At 57.3% G+C, this 4,039-nt stretch carries 5 protein-coding genes; all 5 read right to left on the bottom strand.

What is annotated here, in order from left to right; translation table 11 throughout:
• Positions 1-445: 445 nt before the first annotated feature.
• Positions 446-847, bottom strand: a complete 402-nt coding sequence (locus ACXWUF_RS19860; protein ID WP_458496315.1) for a ClpXP protease specificity-enhancing factor — start codon at positions 845-847, stop codon at positions 446-448.
• Positions 848-934: 87 nt separating this feature from the next.
• Complete coding sequence (locus ACXWUF_RS19855; protein ID WP_458496314.1) at positions 935-1,657, bottom strand: cytochrome c1; 723 nt, start codon at positions 1,655-1,657, stop codon at positions 935-937.
• 2 nt (positions 1,658-1,659) lie between these two features.
• Positions 1,660-3,033, bottom strand: coding sequence for a cytochrome b (locus ACXWUF_RS19850; RefSeq protein ID WP_458496313.1), 1,374 nt, complete (start codon positions 3,031-3,033; stop codon positions 1,660-1,662).
• Positions 3,033-3,626, bottom strand: a complete 594-nt coding sequence (gene petA, locus ACXWUF_RS19845; RefSeq protein ID WP_458496312.1) for a ubiquinol-cytochrome c reductase iron-sulfur subunit — start codon at positions 3,624-3,626, stop codon at positions 3,033-3,035. The genes ACXWUF_RS19850 and petA overlap by 1 nt, the downstream gene beginning before the upstream one ends.
• A gap of 218 nt (positions 3,627-3,844) precedes the next feature.
• Positions 3,845-4,039, bottom strand: a 195-nt coding sequence (locus ACXWUF_RS19840) for a hypothetical protein (protein WP_458496311.1), incomplete at its 5' end; no start/stop codon positions are given.

Here is a 4,039-nt window from a genome sequence, read left to right as displayed (position 1 = left end):
CCCGAGCTTATCGTTAATTTGATGCATAGTTTTGTCAAACAGCTCGCTGTGATCTGGAAGCAAAGCCGTGCGGATGTTTAACCATAAGCGTTCCCTTGTATGCTCTCCTACTGGAGAGGGCTGGAGTGAGGAGAATAAAATCTACTATTTATATCCCCTCATTCCAGCCTTCTCCCTCAAAGGCTAATTTATGCACACAAGTTTTAAGCCGCCATTGCCGCTTACTATTTGCCCCTTCTCCAGCGGGAGAGGGCTAAGGTTGAGGTTGAGGGTGAGGGGGGGTTCCAAAGAGCTTTTTTCTGCCGCCCCCTTAAGCTCAAGCGGGCCAGCGGATCGAAAAAGAAAAAACCTGTTGTTGCCCCCCTCACCCCAACCCTCTCCCGCTGGAGAAGGAGAAAAACGGGAGAACCCGATATAGCGAGATTGCCCTGAGCTACGATGGCTCTTATTTGACGACTTTCAGGGCGGGCCGCTTCTTCACGGGGGGCGCCTCTTGGGGCGCGGTTTCCGGCGGCGGGGGCGGCGGGGTGTCATCCTCGCCCTCGGGTTCGAACATCATGCCCTTGCCGTTTTCCTGGGCATAAATCGCCAAGACCGCCCGCACCGGCACATCCACCTGCATGGGCGTACCGCCGAACCGGGCGCTGAACAAGATGTAATCGTTGCCCAGCGACAAGCCATGAACCGCCTGGGGGCGTAGGTTAAGGATGATCCTGCCGTCCTGCACATACTGGCGGGGCACGGTCACGCCGGGTGCCTCCGCATCGACCAGCAGGTACGGCGTGAAATTGTTGTCAATGATCCAATCGTGGGTGGCTCGAATCAGGTAGGGTTTTAAGGCAATCATAATGTGAAAACGGCCCGCCGCCGGATGGGTTCATCCAGCGGCGGGCCTTGTTTTGGGTGATTAAAGGGAGGTCCGCCAGCGACTCGTCTAGTCGATGTCCTTCCAATACTCTTTCTTGAGTTTGTAAAGGACAACTGTGAGGATTATCAGGAACAGAATGACATACTTGCCCATCGGCAACCGTTCCAGCTTGGTCGGCTCCGCCACGTAGGCCATGAAATTCACCAAGTCGGTAAGCATGTGGTCAAACTCCTTTTTGGACATCTTGCCCGGCTCGACCAGCTTGAGTCCGACCACCGTGGGCTTGCCGTCCACGTCCTTGACGATGGCTTCTTGGGTGCCTTGGAGTTCCCATAGCACATTGGGCATGGCCACGCTTTCCACTATGGTGTTGTTCACCCCGAAAGGCCGCTGCGAATCGGTGTAGAAGCTTTTCAGGTAGGTGTACACCCAGTCCGCGCCCCTAGCCCGAATCACCAGGGAAAGGTCTGGCGGCACCACGCCAAACATGGCTTCGGAGTCCGCCGGGACCATGGCCGTATGGATGTTCTCGTGGATTTTCGCCTCGCCGAACATGAACTCCTCGCGCATCGCGTCCTCCTTGAGCTTCAAGTCGGTCCCGATCCGCGAATACCTGATTTGCTTGATGCCATGGCAGCCCAGGCAATAGCTGGCGAAATAGTTGGCGCCCCGGCGCACGGAGGCGGCATCGAAAATATCGACATCGACACTTTCCAGGGGTTTACCCGACGCCGCCGCGTTGCCGATCAGCGCAAAAAAACACAGGATTATTGCAAGCGCCTTGTTCATTATTATTTGCTTCCCAGATTTCTCAGTCTTTCGAGCATTCCACAGAGACGATCCACGGCGTTTTGATAAGCCGGACAGTCCTGCACACCCTGGACAAATGATTCAAGCAGCCGCCAATGGCAGCCCTCGCGCTTCGCCAAGGGCACGACTGGCTCGGTCAAGCGCTCAGGCACGGGCTTGGTTTTCTCCCAACTGGAGGTCAGGGGCAGCAGCAAGAAGAACGCGAAATAGCCTACGGAGAACAGCCTGCCGAAGAACGTGGCGATGTCACTCACCGGCTTGGTTCCCAGCACGCCCAGACCAATGAAGCTGATGACGAAAACCGCCAGACTCGCCTTGTAAACCGTGCCGCGGTAGCGGATGGATTTGACCGGGCAGCGGTCCAGCCACGGCAGCAGGAACAGCACCACGATGGACGCCCCCATGCCGACGACGCCCCACAGCTTGCTGGGGATGGCCCGCAGGATCGTGTAGAACGGCGTGAAGTACCAGACCGGCTGGATATGCTCGGGGGTCTTCATGGGATCGGCGGGGTCGAAATTGGGGTGTTCCAGGAAGTAACCGCCCATTTCCGGCGCATAGAACACGATGAGCGCGAACACCGTCAGGAACGCGGCGGTGAAGTACAAATCCTTCACCGTGATGTACGGATGGAACGGCACGCCATCAACGGGTATGCCCTCGGCATTCTTATTTTTCTTGATCTCGATACCGTCCGGGTTATTGGAACCCGTGGTACGCAGCGCGGCCAGATGCAGAACCACCAAGCCCAATATCCCCAGCGGCAGGCCAATCACATGCAGGGAGAAGAAGCGGTTTAGCGTGGCGTCGGCGATGACGTAATCGCCCCGGACCCAAATCGCCAAGTCCTCTCCAATGACGGGGATCGCGCCGAACAGGGAGATAATCACCTGGGCGCCCCAGTAGGACATTTGGCCCCACGGCAGGAGATAGCCCATGAAGGCTTCGCCCATCAGCATGACGAAGATGACCATGCCGAACAGCCAGAGCAGTTCACGGGGCTTCTTGAACGAGCCGTAGAACAGCGCCCGGAACATGTGGATGTAGATGACGATGAAGAACAGCGACGCGCCGGTGGAATGCAGGTAGCGCAGCAGCCAACCCCAGGGCACATCACGCATGATGTATTCCACGGAGTCGAAGGCCAGCCCGGCGTCGGGCTTGTAGTGCATGGCGAGGAAGATGCCGGTCAGGATTTGATTGACCAGCACGACCATCGCCAGAAAGCCGAAGAAATACAGGAAGTTGAAGTTCTTCGGCGCGTAATATTTGGTGAGTTGGCTACTGAGGAAGTTGCTGACCGGCAGCCGTTCGTCCACCCAGTCAACCAGCGCTTTGGTTTTTTCCGCGATCATTATGCCTTCTCCTCTTCCAACCCGATGACGATGCGCGACTCGCTGGCGTAATGATGGGGTGGAATCACCAGATTGGTCGGTGCGGGCACGCTCTTATAGACACGTCCCGCCAAGTCGAACTTGGAGCCGTGGCAGGGACAGAAGAAGCCGCCCTTCCAATCCGCCCCCAAATCCGCCGGGCCAATTTCAGGCCGGTAGGTGGGAGAACAGCCCAGATGGGTGCAGACGCCAATGCCGACGAAAATTTCCGGCTTGATGGAGCGGGCTTCGTTGCGGCTGGTTTCGGGCTGGTCCGAGCTTTCGGAGCGGGGGTCGGCCAATTGGTCGTCGAGGGTGGGCAGGGCGACCAGGGCTTCCGGGGTTCTCCGCAGCACCCAGACCGGGTTGCCGCGCCATAGCACGATGATGCGCTGGCCCGGCTCAATCTTGCTAATGTCCGCCTCAACCGGCGCCCCCAAGGCTTCGGCCTTGGCGCTCGGGCGCATTGAGGACACAAAAGGTACGGCCAGGAACCCAGCCCCCACCGCACCAATCACAGTCGCCGCCTGGGTTAAAAATCGGCGTTTGTTATCGTCCACGCCTTCATTGGTCATGCAATCTCTCCAGTCCAGGGCATTTATCGGATTGGGTCCGGTCGTGTCGCCAGAGCGCCCAGACCGCTTGAATTCTTGACGTTAAACACTGAGTTTTACGCGGCGGGGATTTTGTTTGAGAAAGCCCCTTTGGTCAAGATGAAATCCGCCATTTGTAGGCTCAGCGACAAACCAAATCTCCGCAGAGTGGATATATATTCATGTCCACCACCCTACCGTCATCCCCGAAGGATACGTGCTAGTTCGTCAAGAAAACGCCGATTTTCCTCCGGCGTCCCGACGGTCACGCGCAACGCACAGCGCCTGAAAGTCGCCCCGTTATTAAAGGTTTGGTTGAGCGACCAAACGGACTCCCAGCGCCTTGCAAACTCTGGAAATCGTGTCAAATCTTGGTTGAGCGTTAGGTCGCAATG

The organism is Methylomagnum sp., from assembly GCF_054333355.1.
The sequence above is the reverse complement of the archived record's forward strand: the minus strand, read 5'-3'. Positions and strand labels throughout refer to the sequence as shown.

Coding starts and splice junctions, on each gene's coding strand:
- petA (WP_458496312.1), bottom strand. CDS start 3,626: ATGACCAATGAAGGCGTGGACGATAACAAACGCCGATTTTTAACCCAG.
- ACXWUF_RS19855 (WP_458496314.1), bottom strand. CDS start 1,657: ATGAACAAGGCGCTTGCAATAATCCTGTGTTTTTTTGCGCTGATCGGC.
- ACXWUF_RS19850 (WP_458496313.1), bottom strand. CDS start 3,033: ATGATCGCGGAAAAAACCAAAGCGCTGGTTGACTGGGTGGACGAACGG.
- ACXWUF_RS19860 (WP_458496315.1), bottom strand. CDS start 847: ATGATTGCCTTAAAACCCTACCTGATTCGAGCCACCCACGATTGGATC.